13 protein-coding genes and 1 pseudogene are annotated in these 13,297 nt (G+C 72.8%); 7 read left to right on the forward strand and 7 right to left on the reverse strand.

What is annotated here, in order from left to right:
• Positions 1 to 132: 132 nt before the first annotated feature.
• Positions 133 to 546 carry a hypothetical protein gene (locus AC559T_RS10950; RefSeq protein ID WP_041256640.1) on the reverse strand — a complete coding sequence of 138 codons (414 nt, stop codon included), beginning with the start codon at positions 544 to 546 and terminating at the stop codon, positions 133 to 135.
• An 85-nt stretch (positions 547 to 631) separates the two neighbouring features.
• Between AC559T_RS10950 and AC559T_RS10955 the strand changes: the two genes are divergently transcribed.
• Positions 632 to 1,447, forward strand: a complete 816-nt coding sequence (locus AC559T_RS10955) for a purine-nucleoside phosphorylase (RefSeq protein WP_112105617.1) — start codon at positions 632 to 634, stop codon at positions 1,445 to 1,447.
• Between the two features lie 56 nt (positions 1,448 to 1,503).
• A complete protein-coding gene (locus AC559T_RS10960) occupies positions 1,504 to 3,222 on the forward strand; it encodes a phospho-sugar mutase (protein ID WP_498868619.1) in 1,719 nt (572 codons plus the stop codon).
• A gap of 211 nt (positions 3,223 to 3,433) precedes the next feature.
• Here AC559T_RS10960 and upp read toward each other — a convergent pair whose 3' ends face one another.
• Entirely contained in the window at positions 3,434 to 4,057 is a 624-nt protein-coding gene (upp, locus tag AC559T_RS10965; RefSeq protein WP_112105619.1) for a uracil phosphoribosyltransferase, read from the reverse strand.
• Between the two features lie 50 nt (positions 4,058 to 4,107).
• On the opposite strand from upp, the gene deoC reads away from it, so the two are divergent.
• Positions 4,108 to 4,875 (forward strand): deoxyribose-phosphate aldolase, encoded by a 768-nt coding sequence (gene deoC, locus AC559T_RS10970; RefSeq protein WP_498868642.1) that lies wholly within the window; start codon positions 4,108 to 4,110, stop codon positions 4,873 to 4,875.
• A gap of 74 nt (positions 4,876 to 4,949) precedes the next feature.
• On the opposite strand, the gene AC559T_RS10975 is transcribed toward deoC, so the two are convergent.
• Positions 4,950 to 5,390, reverse strand: coding sequence for a DUF5313 family protein (locus AC559T_RS10975; protein WP_368954902.1), 441 nt, complete (start codon positions 5,388 to 5,390; stop codon positions 4,950 to 4,952).
• 92 nt (positions 5,391 to 5,482) lie between these two features.
• On the opposite strand from AC559T_RS10975, the gene tnpA reads away from it, so the two are divergent.
• Both tnpA and AC559T_RS10985 read left to right on the forward strand, forming a co-directional pair.
• Positions 5,483 to 5,848 (forward strand): IS200/IS605 family transposase, encoded by a 366-nt coding sequence (gene tnpA, locus AC559T_RS10980; protein ID WP_112105622.1) that lies wholly within the window; start codon positions 5,483 to 5,485, stop codon positions 5,846 to 5,848.
• Positions 5,845 to 6,573, forward strand: a pseudogene (locus AC559T_RS10985) (RNA-guided endonuclease TnpB family protein). Before tnpA ends, AC559T_RS10985 begins: the two are co-directional and overlap by 4 nt.
• Positions 6,574 to 6,616: 43 nt before the next feature.
• On the opposite strand, the gene AC559T_RS10990 reads toward AC559T_RS10985, so the two are convergent.
• From AC559T_RS10990 to AC559T_RS11005, 4 genes are all read right to left on the reverse strand, one after another.
• A complete protein-coding gene (locus AC559T_RS10990) occupies positions 6,617 to 7,333 on the reverse strand; it encodes a histidine phosphatase family protein (protein WP_112105623.1) in 717 nt (238 codons plus the stop codon).
• 448 nt (positions 7,334 to 7,781) lie between these two features.
• On the reverse strand, positions 7,782 to 9,545 hold the full coding sequence (locus AC559T_RS10995; protein ID WP_071066306.1) for an acetyl/propionyl/methylcrotonyl-CoA carboxylase subunit alpha: 1,764 nt from the start codon (positions 9,543 to 9,545) through the stop codon (positions 7,782 to 7,784).
• Between the two features lie 134 nt (positions 9,546 to 9,679).
• Positions 9,680 to 9,931: an acyl-CoA carboxylase epsilon subunit gene (locus tag AC559T_RS11000; protein WP_020463358.1), complete on the reverse strand. Its 252-nt coding sequence runs from the start codon at positions 9,929 to 9,931 to the stop codon at positions 9,680 to 9,682.
• Between the two features lie 160 nt (positions 9,932 to 10,091).
• A complete protein-coding gene (locus tag AC559T_RS11005) occupies positions 10,092 to 11,687 on the reverse strand; it encodes an acyl-CoA carboxylase subunit beta (RefSeq protein WP_071066305.1) in 1,596 nt (531 codons plus the stop codon).
• Positions 11,688 to 11,770: 83 nt separating this feature from the next.
• Here AC559T_RS11005 and AC559T_RS11010 point away from each other — a divergent pair, with 83 nt between their 5' ends.
• Together AC559T_RS11010 and AC559T_RS11015 are read left to right on the forward strand one after the other, a co-directional pair.
• On the forward strand, positions 11,771 to 12,700 hold the full coding sequence (locus AC559T_RS11010; RefSeq protein ID WP_498868620.1) for a biotin--[acetyl-CoA-carboxylase] ligase: 930 nt from the start codon (positions 11,771 to 11,773) through the stop codon (positions 12,698 to 12,700).
• Positions 12,701 to 12,773: 73 nt separating this feature from the next.
• Complete coding sequence (locus tag AC559T_RS11015; RefSeq protein ID WP_112105626.1) at positions 12,774 to 13,283, forward strand: PH domain-containing protein; 510 nt, start codon at positions 12,774 to 12,776, stop codon at positions 13,281 to 13,283.
• Positions 13,284 to 13,297: the final 14 nt, after the last annotated feature.

Below are 13,297 nucleotides of genomic sequence, written 5' to 3' on the forward strand. Positions count from 1 at the left end.
ATGTCACCGCTAGTGCTGATGTCACCAATAGCTGATTTGACTGATGCGACTGATCGGGAGCCGCGTCACGTCGCTGTCGACCCTATCGGACGGCCCTGCCGATGATCGCCGCGTGGGCCGTGGTGGCGGCGCTCAGGTCTGGCGGGGGGTGGGCTCGGCCGGGCGCAGGGCCCTGATGAGGCGTGCCGCCTCAGACCGCATGCGGTTCGGCAGCCGCAGGATCTGTCGTCCGCCGGGGGTCTTCAGCTCGACCACGATCACCTCGCCGTGCCGCAGGCCGCGGGAGGCGGAGACGTCCCGCCGGTCGTAGGAGACGTCGAACCAGTCGCCCTCCCGCGGGAAGGGCGCGACCACCAGCAGCCGCCGCGTGGTCAGCATGATCCAGCGGGACGTGCCGAGGCGATGCCCGACGAAGCGCTCGGCCTTCGCGGTGACTCGCCCGCCACCGGCCGGGTCCGTCATCCGACCGCGCAGCACGACCTCGATGAGCTCTCCGTCCTCAAGCGGCACCCGCGGGGGCTTCCGGACGGAGGGGACGAGGGACACCTCACCAGTGTGCTCCCGAAACGCCAGGCGGGGCCGGGCCGGGGCCACGCGGGAGTGGTATGCCGACGAGTCGTACAGTCGCCTGGTGGCGGACAGCGACATCATCAGCGCCGCCGACGCCGTGGCGTCGGCGGCCTGCCTGGCCGAGCGCACCGGAGCCGACCGGCACGACGTCGCGATCGTCCTCGGGTCCGGCTGGCGGCCCGCGGCGGACGTCCTGGCCGGTCTCGGCACCGACGTCGTGGACGTCGACTTCGCCGACCTGGGCGGCTTCCCCGCCACGGATGTTCCCGGGCACGCGCCCACGGCCCGTTCCATCCTGCTCGGCGGGCGGCGGCTGCTGGTCTTCCTCGGCCGGGTGCACGCCTACGAGGGCCACGACCTCTCCCGGGTCGTGCACACCGTCCGCACCGCGCACGCCGCCGGCGCGGGCACCGTCGTCCTGACGAACGCGGCCGGTGGGCTGCGTTCCGACCTGCACGTGGGCCAACCGGTGCTGGTCGCCGACCACCTCAACCTGACCGGCCGCTCGCCGCTGGTCGGCCCGCTGTTCACCGACCTCACCGACGCCTACTCGCCCCGGTTGCGCGCGCTCGCCCGCACCGTGGAGCCGAGCCTGGTCGAAGGGATCTACGCGGCGCTGCCCGGCCCGCACTTCGAGACACCGGCCGAGATCCGCATGCTGCGCGGGCTCGGTGCCGACCTCGTCGGCATGTCGACGGTGCACGAGACGATCGCCGCCCGGGCGCTCGGCATCGACGTGCTCGCGCTCTCGCTGGTCACGAACCTGGCCGCCGGGATGACCGGCGCGCCACTGGACCACACCGAGGTCCTCGCCGCCGGCGCCGCGGCGGCCGGCCGGATGGGCTCGATGCTCGCCGAGGTCATCACCGCGCTTTGACGAGCCCTGTGAGCGCCGCCTCGTGATGACTGCTCTGTGACGACCGGGAGGGCGCCGTGACGGCGGAGGTCGGCCGGCTGCCCGAGCCGTTGGCGTCGCGGGTCGCGTCCTGGCTGGCGGCAGACCCCGACCCCGGCGACCGGGCGGAGCTCGCCGGGCTGGTGGCCGCGGGTGACGTCCGCGCCCTCACCGAGCGTTTCGCCGGACCGCTGGCCTTCGGCACCGCCGGGCTGCGCGGGCCGCTGCGGGCCGGGCCGGCCGGGATGAACACCGCCGTGGTGCGGCGGACCACCGCCGGTCTCGGATCCTGGCTGCAACGCCGCGTGACCGGTCCGCCGGTGGTGGTGATCGGCTACGACGCGCGCCGGCGCAGCGACCACTTCGCCCTGGACGCCGCCCGGGTCCTGGCCGGGCAGGGCGCCCGGGCGCTGCTCCTCCCGGGGCCGACGCCGACGCCGGTGCTGGCGTTCGCAGTCCGTCACCTGAGCGCGGTGGCTGGGATCATGATCACGGCGAGTCACAATCCGGCGTCCGACAACGGCTACAAGGTCTACCTCGGCGGTCCCGTGGGTGAGGCGGGGCGGGGCGCCCAGCTCGTCGCCCCGGCCGACACCGAGATCGAGGACGAGATCGCCGCGGTCGGCCCGGCCGCTGCGATCCCGCTCGCCGACGGCTGGACCCGCCTCGACGCCTCGATCGTCACCGCGTACGTCGAGGGCGCGGTGCGCGCGGTCGACACCGTCCCGCCGGTGGACGGGCCGCCGCTCCGGATCGCCTACACGCCGCTGCACGGCGTCGGCGCGGACGTCCTGGAGGCGGTGTTCACCCGGGCCGGCCTGCTCGTGCCGGTGACGGTCGTCGACCAGCGGGAGCCCGATCCCGACTTCCCGACGGCGCCGTTCCCGAATCCGGAGGAGCCCGGAGTGCTCGACGCCGTGCTCGCCCTGGGGGAGCGCGTCGGCGCCGACCTGGTGCTCGCGAACGACCCGGACGCGGACCGGTGCGCCGCGGCCGTCGGCGGCCGGGTGCTGACCGGGGACGAGATCGGGCTGCTGCTCGCCGACCACGTGCTGCGGGCGCGGCCCGGACCGGTCGCGACGACCGTGGTCAGCTCCTCGGCCCTGGTGGAGCTCGCCCGCGACCACGGCGTGCCCTGCACCCGGACCCTGACCGGCTTCAAGTGGATCATGCGTGCCGATCCCGGCCTCGTGTTCGGCTACGAGGAGGCCCTCGGCTACGCCGTGGCCCCCGACCTGGTGCGGGACAAGGACGGCATCACCGCCGCGCTGGCCCTCGCGCGGGCCGCGCAGCGCGAGAAACGCGCCGGGCGCACCCTGCTGGACGTCCTCGACGACCTGCACCGCCGCATCGGCGTGTTCGCCACCGGCCAGGTGTCCGTCCGCCTCGACGATCTCGCGGCCGTCGCCGCGGCGATGCGCCGGCTGCGGACGTCCCCGCCCGACCGCGTCGCCGGCCGTCCCGTGACCGCCGTCCGGGACCTGCTCACCGGCGCGGTGGACGGTCCTGACGGGCTCGCCGGCCTGCCGCCCGCGGACGTCCTGCTCCTCGAACTGGACGGCGGAGCCCGGGTCGTCGCCCGCCCCAGCGGCACCGAGCCCAAGCTCAAGATCTATCTGCAGGCCGTCACGGACCGCGAAACCGTGGCGGCGATCGGCCCGGCCGCCGCGCGCCGCCACGCCCGGACCGAGCTGGACGCGCTGCGCGACGGTGCCGCCGCCCTGATGGGAGTCCCCGGGCCTGCGGGCTGCCCGTGACCCGTGATGGCCGCGTCGTCGAGCGCGCGGCGTGCGCGGAAGCACCGGCGTCCCCGGAGACGGTCGGAAACGATGGATATTCACGCAGGCCAGGCCTTGTGCGCTCTGCCCGAGTAACTGCGGCGGTCGAGTGACAGCCAGGACTCTCTGAGCCGCCACACATCACCGGGTGGTGGGAGCTGGCATGCATGGGCCCGGGCCCGGCTCCGGGCTAGACGGCGCCGTAGATCCGGTCGCCGGCGTCGCCGAGCCCCGGAACGATGTAGGCGGTGTCGTTCAGCTTCTCGTCCACCACGGCGGTGACCACGCTGACGTCCAGGCCGCTGCCCTCCAGCGCGGCGACCCCCTCGGGTGCGGCGACGACGGAGACCACGACGATGCCGGTGGCGCCCCGGGAGTTGAGCAGCCGCAGCGCGTGCAGCGCGGAGCCGCCGGTCGCCAGCATCGGGTCGAGCAGGAACACCGGCCGCCCCGCCAGGTCCGCCGGCACCGACTCGAGGTAGACCCGGGGCTCGAAGGTCGTCTCGTCGCGGGAGAGGCCGATGAACGCCGACCGCGCGTCCGGCATCAGGGTGAGCGCGGCCGGCAGCATGCCGAGACCGGCCCGCAGCACGGGCACGACCACCGGCTCGGCCGCGAGCACCACCCCGGCGGTGGTCGCCAGCGGCGTCGTCACCGAGACGGGCATCGTCGGCAGCTCGCGGGTCGCCTCGTAGACGAGCATCGTCGACAGGTCGTGCAGGGCGGCGCGGAAGGCGGCGCGTGCCGTGCGCTCGTCCCGCAGGACGGTGAGCGCGGTCGCTGCCAGCGGATGATCGACGACCTGAACCTGCACGGTTGGCTCCTACCGGGACACTCGAGAACCCACACTGCGCATGGGCGATGATGCAAGGTATGACAACGGCTCCCGCCGGACCCGACCGTCCCGCGCCGGGCGCCGACTTCGACGCCGCCGGGCGTCGGGTCGCGCCCCGCCGCGCCGAGCTCGCGCGCATGATCGACCACACCCTGCTGCGCCCCGAGGCGACCGGCGAGGAGATCGTCAACCTCTGCGCGGACGCGGCGAAACTCGGCGTCGGCACCGTCTGCGTCGCCCCGACCCACGTCTTCCTCGCCGCCGCCAGCGCCCGCCAGGACGGCAAGGACGCCGATCCGTCGTTCGCGGTCGCCTCGGTCGTCGGCTTCCCGCACGGGACACACCTCACGGTGATCAAGGCCGAGGAGGCCCGGCGCGCGGTGGCCGACGGCGCGACCGAGATCGACATGGTCGTCGACATCGCGAACATCATGGACGAGAACTGGCGCGCCATCGAGACCGAGATCACCGAGGTGCGACTGTCCGTCCCGCCGCACGTGATCCTCAAGGTGATCCTCGAGACGGCCCTGCTCCCGGACGAGAGCATCGCGGCGGCCTGCCGGGCCGCGGAGGACGGCGGCGCCGAGTTCGTGAAGACCTCGACCGGCTTCAGCCCGGCCGGCGGCGCCTCGCTGCGCGCGGTGCGGGCGATGGTCGCCGCGGTCGGCGGCCGGCTGGGCGTCAAGGCCTCCGGCGGCATCCGCACCGCGGAGCAGGCCCTGGCCTTCGTCGACGCCGGCGCCACCCGCCTGGGCCTCTCCGCGACCAAGGACATCCTCGCCGACGTCCCGGCCTGACCCCGCCGTCGGCCCGGGGCTCGGCGGCGCTCGCTCGGCGCCCGCCCGGGGCGGGGCTCGTCCGGAGCTAGGAGCTAGTCCTCGGAGACGGTGAACACGGGCGGGAAGCCGTGCTGCTCCAGGCGGCGGTTGCGGAAGAAACCGCTGGTGGCGAAGCCGAGGCCGATCCCCGAGAGCAGCAGGAACACGACGAGGGTGAGCCGCACGCTGAGCTGGCCGGGCAGCAGCGCGAACACGATCGCGAACGGCACCATGAGCAGGAACGGGCGCAGCGCCTGGCGGACCCGCCAGCCCGGGCCGGTCAGGTCGTTCGAGACCCAGTCGTTGTAGCGGGGCGGGAGCGTCCCGCCGATCAGGTAGTGCAGCCGCCCCGCCAGCGGGGGAGTCTCCCGGTCGCGGGGCGGGGAGACCGCCCCGGCGCCGGCGGGCTCCGGCTCCGGGCCGCCGGGCCGGGCCTGGGCCGCGTCCCCGGCGGGTGGGGTCTCGGTTGCGGGGTGCTCTCCCTGGCCGTCCATCAGGCGCTCCGGAGGGGGCTGGTGCTTTCAGGTGTCAGGGGGGTCGGGTACGGACCACAGCCCTGATAGTGCGGCACTGGCATACTTGGATCATGGTTCGGTGGGTGATGGTGGGCGCGGGTGGAGTCTATGACCTCGGGTACCACGTCGTGGGGTGCTCGAAGTACCGCCGTCGCGTGCTTGCCGGGTCGGTCATCACGTTGGACGTCATGCCCGACCATGTGTACCTGTCCGTCAGGGCTCACTCGAAGCACTCCCTGTCGTATGTCGCCAACCAGCTCAAGGGTTTCTCCTCGTATGTGCTGCGTGCGGGGTTCGGGCACCTGCGGTCCGGGCTTCCCATCCTGTGGTCACGGTCGTATGTCGTGGCCGCTGTCGGTGTGGTGTCCGTGGACACGGTCCGTCGATATGTCGACACCCGGTACGAGTGGCCGTGGGGCACGGAGTACGCCTGGTGAGGCGGGCTTTCAAGTTCCTGCTCCGCCCGACCGCCCGGCAGGCCGCGGCGCTGAGTGTGATGCTTGGCGACCATCGGGCGCTGTACAACGCCGCGTTGCAGGAACGCCGCGACGCCTGACGTCACCCGTCGAAGACCATGATCCGCTACGGCGACCAGTCCGCCCAGTTGAAGGAGATCCGCGCCTGTGACCCGGATCAGGGCCGCTGGTCGTTCTCCTCGCAGCAGGCCACCCTGCGCCGGAAGGCGGTCGCCAAGGTCGCGGCGCTGCACGGCGCGGTGCGCCGCCAGCGGCTCGATCTTGCCCACAAGGTGGCCGTCGGGCTGGTCCGTGAGCATGATCTGATCGCCGTCGAGGCCCTGCGGGTCACCAACATGACCCGCAGGGCCAGACCGAAGCCCGACCCTGACCAGTCGGGGGCGTTCCTCCCGAACGGTCAGGCCGCCAAGTCCGGGCTGAACAAGTCGATCCTTGACGCGGGATGGGGGGTGTTCCTCGCTGTGCTGCGCGCCAAGGCTGAAAGTGCCGGACGGGTGGTCGTCGAGGTCAACCCTGCCAACACCTCCCGCACGTGTGCGGTCTGCGGGCACTGCCACGCCGACAACCGCAGGACACAGGCCGCGTTCACCTGTGTCGCCTGCGGGCATGCCCCGCACGCCGACGTGAACGCGGCGGTCAACATCCTTCGGGTCGGGCTGGCCCGTCAGGCCGACGAAGCGGCCTGAGAAGCCGACGGCTCCAACCGTCGGAGGAGTCACGGGCTAGAGCCTACGGACGGCCCGGTGGCCGCCGTACGTCACGCCGCGCCCGGATGGCGGGCTCGACCTCCCGGTCGGGTAGCCCGAGGGCCAGATGCGCGGTGGAGTTGTGCCACACCAGATGCCACCGGGGCGGGCCGGTTTCCGAGGCGCGGTGGGACCACCAGGTGATGGACGCGTGCGCCAGCACGAACGCGGCCCGCGGGTCGGGGCCGTTCGGGAGCCCGAGCATTGTCGCGTGCGCCACCTCGACGGTCGCCGCGTGCGTGATGAGCAGGGCTCGCTGGCCGCGGTGGCGCTCCACCATGTGCCGCAGGCCGGCGGCGGCCCGGTCGACGAAGTGGTTCCAGCTTTCCGCGCCGGGGGCGACCGGGTCGTCGGGACGGTCCGCGGGGGTGCCGCCGAACGTGGTCCAGATGTCGGCCCAGGGCTGGCCGTCGGCGCTGCCGTGGCAGGGCTCGGTCAGCCGGGACTCGAGGATCACCGGCATCCGCAGCCTGCCGGCGATGATCTCCGCTGTCTCCCGGACCCGGCGGCGTGGGTCGGCGTACACCGCGTCCACCCGGCGCTCCGTGGTGTGCATGACTGTCAGCCGGCGGGCGGCTCGTTCCGCCTGGGAACGTCCTCGCCTGGTCAGACCGGTGCAGCCGAGATCGCCGCCGGCGATGCCCGCGGTGTCGCAGTGTGCTTCGCCGTGCCGGACCAGCAGCAGATCGGTGTCGGGCATGCGCGTCTCCTCGCGCCAGGGCGGCAGAACCCGCGGCCATGACAACGGCCCGGATCGCCGCGCGCGAGCCGTCTGGCGCCCCGCGACGTCGCTGATCGGACGGCATCGTCCTCACCTGGACCTGTGCCTAGAGTGTGGCGGAGCTTCGGCGCCCCGAACCGCGTGACGCCACCGTGCGGCGCACCCGATCGGAGTACCACGGCGGGAGCGTTCCGCATCGCGGCCGGCGCGCCGCCCACCGCGATCAAGTCGCCGCCCACCGCGGTCGAGCTGAAGCTCAGAGTGATCGGATCGGGGGCCGGGACGATCGGGCCAGCGCCGACCGCGGATGGCTGCCACCGCCACCGCCAGTGTCACCGCCAGTGTCACCGTCACCGCGGCCGTGCCGGAAACGACGGCGGCGGCGCTCCCCGCCTGGGGAACGCCGCCGCCGGTGGGCGTCGTTCGGTCAGTCCTTGATCTCGCAGAGAATGGCACCGCTGGTCACGACAGCCCCGACCGCTGCCGCGAGCCCGCCGACGGTCCCGGCCCGGTGCGCGTTGATGGGCTGCTCCATCTTCATCGCCTCGAGGACGACGATCAGGTCGCCGGCCTCGACGGTGTCGCCGTCGCTGACCGCGACCTTGACGATGGTGCCCTGCATCGGGCTGGTCAGCGCGTCGCCGGTGACCTTGGCCGCGGCCTTGCTCGCCGAGCGCCGCCTGGGTGCCGCGGCACCGGCGGAGACGGCCGCGCCGCCGCCCGCGCCGAACCCGGCGGGCAGGACGACCTCCAGCCGCTTGCCACCGACCTCGACGACCACGGTCTCCCGCGGGTCGGTCTCGGTGTCGGCGTCGGTGCCGCCGGCGAACGGCGGGATCGTGTTGTCGAACTCGGTCTCGATCCAGCGGTTGTGCACCCGGAACGGCTCGTCCGCCGCCTCCGGTGCGAACGCCAGGTCGCGCACGACCGCGCGGTGGAACGGCAGCGCGGTGGCCATGCCCTCGACGACCATCTCGTCGAGCGCGCGCCGGGCTCGCTCCAGGGCTTCCTGACGGGTCGCCCCGGTGACGATGAGCTTGGCGAGCAGCGAGTCGAACGCCCCGCCGATGACGCTGCCGCTCTCGACGCCGGTGTCCAGGCGGACCCCGGGGCCGGCCGGAGCCGTGAACGTGGTGACGGTGCCCGGCGCCGGGAGGAAGTTGCGACCCGGGTCCTCGCCGTTGATGCGGAACTCGATCGAGTGGCCGCGCGGGGTCGGGTCGACCGGGTCGAGGGCCTCGCCCTCGGCGATGCGGAACTGGGCCCGCACCAGGTCGACGCCGGAGGTCTCCTCGGTCACCGGGTGCTCGACCTGCAACCGGGTGTTGACCTCGAGGAAGCTGATCATTCCGTCCTTGGCGACGAGGAACTCCACCGTGCCGGCACCGACGTAGCCGGCCTCGCGGATGATCGACTTGGACGCCTCGTACAGCGCGGTGTTCTGCTCCTCGGTGAGGAACGGCGCGGGGGCCTCCTCGACGAGCTTCTGGTAGCGCCGCTGCAGGGAGCAGTCGCGGGTGCCGACGACGACGACGTTGCCGTGCGTGTCGGCCAGGATCTGGGTCTCGACGTGGCGGGGCTGGTCGAGGTAGCGCTCGACGAAGCACTCGCCCCGGCCGAAGGCCGCGACGGCCTCGCGTACCGCGCTCTCGAACAGCTCGGGCAGCTCCTCGGCGTTCCACGCGACCTTGAGCCCGCGGCCGCCGCCGCCGAAGGCGGCCTTGATGGCGACCGGCAGGCCGTGCTCGTTCGCGAACGAGACCACTTCGTCGACCCCGGCGACCGGGTCGGCGGTGCCCGGGGCGAGCGGGGCGCCGACGGCCAGCGCGATGTGGCGCGCGGCGGTCTTGTCACCGAGTCGGCGGATGGCCTCCGGCGGCGGGCCGATCCAGGTAAGCCCGGCGGAGATCACGGCTTCGGCGAAATCCGCGTTCTCCGAGAGGAAACCGTAGCCGGGGTGCACCGCGTCCGCGCCGGAGAGCTCGCACGCCTGAAGAATCTTGTCGATTCTCAGGTACGAGTCGCCGGGCGTTGTCCCGCCCAGCGCGTACGCCTCGTCCGCGACCCGGACATGCATGGCGTCGATGTCGGGCTCCGCATACACGGCGACGCTTGAATATCCCGCGTCGCGGCAGGCCCGCGCCACCCGGACGGCAATTTCCCCCCGGTTGGCGATGAGGATCTTACGCACGTTCCTCCCGTCCTCGTCCGGCCTGAGTCTAGGCGAGTCGGGCCGCACCATATTTCTTCTTTGCCATTCCTGCTCTGCCAGCGAGGGTGGAAAGGACCTGCCCCGCCGCCGACGCCATGATCGGTTTTGTCTGGTCACCCGCCCGCGGGAAAGCGTATGCCGCCCGTGCGGGCCGACCGGCTCCAGCCACCGGGCCCGGCCGCGACCCCGCCACGCAGGCGGAACGCCGGGTCGGCCCAGGTGGACCTGACCCGTGCGGGCGGCGCGGCCGGGGCCGACCGTGCGGCCAGGACGGCCACGAGCGCGGCGATCTCCTCCGGGGTCGCGTCCCCGCGGACCAGCCGCAGGTGCGCCCGGCCGGGAAGCTCGTCGGGTCTGTCGGCCACCGGCCGTTCCTCCTCGGTCCTTGGTCGTTCGGTCCTTGGTCGTTCGGTCCCGCGATCCCGGCTCCGGCGGGCTGCCCGTCCCCGCGGCGGCGGTGCGCCGCGACCACCGCGGTGCGCCGCGACCCCGGCGGATGCGCCGGCTCCGGCGGAGTGCCGCGGCCTACAGCGGGATGTTGCCGTGCTTCTTCGGTGGGAGCGTCTCGCGCTTGGTGCGCAGCAGGCGCAGCGCCCGGATGACCTCGCGCCGAGTCACCGACGGCGGAATGACGGCGTCCAGGTATCCGCGCTCCGCGGCGATGTACGGCGTCGCGAAATGCTCGGTGTAGTCCTGGATCAGTTCGCTGCGGCGTTGCTCGGGCGCTTCCGAGCCGGCGAGCTCGCGGCGATAGATGATGTTCACCGCGCCGCGGGCGCCCATCACGGCGATCTCGGCCGTCGGCCACGCCAGGTTGATGTCGGCGCGCAGATGCTTCGAACCCATGACGTCATAGGCGCCGCCGTAGGCCTTGCGTGTGATGATCGTCACCTTGGGGACGGTCGCCTCGGCGTAGGCGTAGATGAGCTTGGCGCCGCGCCGGATGATGCCGTTCCATTCCTGCGACGTTCCCGGCAGGAAGCCGGGAACGTCCACGAACGTCAGCACCGGGATGTTGAACGCGTCGCAGGTGCGCACGAAGCGCGCGGCCTTCTCGCTGGCGTCGATGTCCAGGGTGCCGGCGAACTGCATCGGCTGGTTGGCGACGACGCCGACCGAGCGGCCGTCGATGCGCCCGAATCCGACGATCATGTTCTGCGCGAACTGGGCGTGGACCTCGAGGAAGTCCTCCTCGTCCAGGACCCGCTCGATCACATGGTGCATGTCGTACGGGGTGTTCGGCGAATCCGGGATGAACGTGTCGAGCTCCGGGTCGACCTCGGCCTCGACGTCGGCGACCTCGGTGTAAGCCGGCACCTCGTCCATGTTGTTCGACGGCAGGTAGGACAGCAGGGCGCGGGCCAGCTCCAGGCAGTCGGCCTCGTCCGCGGCCTGGAAGTGCGCGACGCCGCTGCGGGAGTTGTGGGTGGTGGCGCCACCCAGCTCCTCCATGCCGACGTCCTCGCCGGTGACCTCTTTGATCACGTCCGGGCCGGTGATGAACATGTGGCTGGTCTGGTCGACCATGAGCGTGAAGTCGGTGATCGCGGGTGAGTACACCGCGCCGCCCGCACACGGGCCCATGATCAGCGAGAGCTGTGGCACGACGCCGGACGCCATGACGTTGCGGTAGAAGATCTCCCCGTACAGGCCGAGCGAGACGACGCCCTCCTGGATCCGCGCGCCGCCGGAGTCGTTGATACCGACGACCGGCACTCCCGTCCTGAGCGCGAGGTCCATGACCTTGACGATCTTCTCCCCGAAGACCTCGCCCAGGCTCCCGCCGAAGACGGTGAAGTCCTGGCTGAAGACGCAGACCTGGCGGCCGTCCACCGTGCCGTAGCCGGTGACGACGCCGTCGCCGTAGGGGCGGTTGCGGTCCATCGCGAAGTCGTGCGAGCGGTGGCGCGCGAACGCGTCCGTCTCCACGAACGAGCCGGGGTCGAGGAACGCCTCGATCCGTTCCCGGGCCGTCATCTTTCCCTTGGCGTGCTGCGCGTCCACCGCGCGCTGCGAACCAGCATGGACGGCCTCGTCGGTCACCGCTTGCAGCCGGGCGAGGCGGCCGGCTGTGCTGTGCGGTTCGGGCGTCGGTTCTTGCGGGGAAGCCGGGAGAGCCATACCGCGAAGCGTACGGCGGTCGGTGGTCCACGTGCGCGATTGTTGTGGAGACCGTCTCACCCGACCTCTGGGAAGGTGGTCCCGTGCCAGTGCATCCCGCCGAATCCCCCGGGCGTCGAACGGCCCCCGCCGCGCCGACCATCTCGCCCCCTGCCACAGGTCACAGCCCAGCCCCGGCGGTGCCGCCAGGGGCACGACGGCCGCTGGACGCCGACACTCTCCGCCCGCTCGCAGCCCGTCTCGGGCTGGCGCTCGCCGTCGTCGACGAGATCGACTCGACCAACGCCGAGCTCGGACGGATCGCCCGCGGCCAGCCCGGCGCGGTGGGACTGCCCGCGGTCACCCGCTCGCCCACGGTTACGGACGGTGCCCCGGCCGGGCTCGTGCTCGCCGCCGAGCGGCAGACCGCGGGCCGCGGGCGGCTCGACCGCTCCTGGGAGTCAGCGGCCGGCGCTGGGCTCATGGTGTCCGTGCTGGTGCGCCCCGAGATCGAGCCCCGGTGGCTCGGCTGGCTGCCGATGGTCGTCGGCACCTCGCTCGTACGCACGCTGCGCGGGTACGCGGGCGTGCCCGCGGTGCTGAAATGGCCGAACGACGTGCAGGTCGACGGGGCGAAGCTCGCCGGCATTCTCGTGGAGCTGGCCCCGAGCCCGGCCGTGCCGCCGGCGGCCGTGATCGGGTTCGGGCTGAACGTCACCGCCCGCGCCGCGGAGCTGCCGCCGCGCTCCACCAGCCTGCTGCTGCTCGGCGCCGACCCCGCCCGCCTGGACCGCTCCGCCCTGCTCGGCGCCCTGCTGACCGACCTCGTCGATGCGTTGGGCCGGTGGGAGGCGGCGCCCGAGCGGGCCCGCGGGGAGTACCGCGACACGTGCGCCACGCTGGGCCGGCGGGTCCGCGTCGAGCTTCCGGACGGGACGTCCACGCACGGCACGGCGACCGACGTCGACGAGCTCGGCCGGCTCATCGTCGACGGCCGGGCGTTCAGCGCCGCCGACATCGTCCATCTGCGCTGACGACGGCTGTGTTGTGCCAGCTGGGGGCGGCCCACCGGTGTGCCGCGGTCGTCCGGGATGCGACGATCAGGCGGTGGCGTTCCCCGACGACGTTCTGACCGACGACGAAGATGTGGTCCTCCACCTGCACCCGCACTGGGGCAGCCTGGTGGTGCCGGCATTCTCCGTCGTCGCCGCGCTCGCCCTCACGACCTTCGGCGTGTTCTTCGTTCCGGACGGCTTCCTGCGTGAGGCGGTCCAGTACCTCGTCCTCGCCCTGGGGCTGGCCGCCATCGGGTACTTCGGAGCGGCCCCCTGGCTGCGCTGGATCACCACCCACTATGTGATCACGACCGAGCGGCTGATGATCCGTGAGGGGATCGTGACCCGCTCCGGGCGCGACATCCCGCTCGTCTGGCTCAACGACGTCTCCTATGAGCAGAGCCTGCTCGACCGGATGCTCGGCGCGGGGACGCTCTCCATCGAGAGCGCGGGCGAGCGCGGGCGGATGGTCCTCTCACACGTCCCGCGGGTCGAGGATGTGCACGCCACGCTGTACGAGCTGGCCGAGGCAGCGGACGGCCGCCGCCGCTCCGGCGGCTGACCGGATCACTGCCG

Origin of the sequence: Frankia sp. Hr75.2 (assembly GCF_949319125.1) — a bacterium.
GTDB classification, from domain to species: Bacteria; Actinomycetota; Actinomycetes; order Frankiales; family Frankiaceae; genus Parafrankia; species Parafrankia soli.